The organism is Rhodohalobacter sulfatireducens, from assembly GCF_022012475.1.
GTDB lineage: Bacteria > Bacteroidota > Rhodothermia > Balneolales > Balneolaceae > Rhodohalobacter > Rhodohalobacter sulfatireducens.
In genome coordinates this window covers 1-375 of record NZ_JAKLWS010000129.1, presented here as the reverse complement: position 1 = coordinate 375, position 375 = coordinate 1, and the positions used below count along the sequence as shown (strand labels likewise).

The window sequence follows — 375 nt, the reverse complement described above, 5'->3', positions numbered from 1 at the left end:
GTCGCGAGTTCGAATCTCGTTTCCCGCTCCATTAAAAAAAGCTCAAAGTTAATTCTTTGGGCTTTTTTTGTTTCTGAAACCTATTCCTCATGTACTACACATACATCATTTATAGTTCTACTGCTGATCAATACTATACTGGGCACACTTCATATACACCCGTTTCTCGGCTAGATCAACATAATCATGGAGAAACTCCTTCAACGAAACACGGCATTCCATGGAATCTCAAATTCTATAAATCCTTCAAAACCAAAACCAAAGCGATCAAGTTTGAAAACTTTATTAAGCGTCAAAAAAGTCGAACATTTATAGAAAAATTAATTCAGTCTGATGAAAATGAATTTCAGGAATAGCTCAGTGGTAGAGTCCCGA

General features: G+C 36.3%; 1 protein-coding gene. It reads left to right on the top strand.

All coding sequences use genetic code 11. From position 1 onward, the window contains the following. Positions 1-89 precede the first annotated feature (89 nt). On the top strand, positions 90-356 hold the full coding sequence (locus tag L6773_RS21915) for a GIY-YIG nuclease family protein (protein WP_369431615.1): 267 nt from the start codon (positions 90-92) through the stop codon (positions 354-356). Positions 357-375: the final 19 nt, after the last annotated feature.

What these genes read in the sequence shown, in the direction of transcription:
- L6773_RS21915 (WP_369431615.1), top strand. Translation starts at nt 90, where the DNA reads ATGTACTACACATACATCATTTATAGTTCTACTGCTGATCAATACTAT.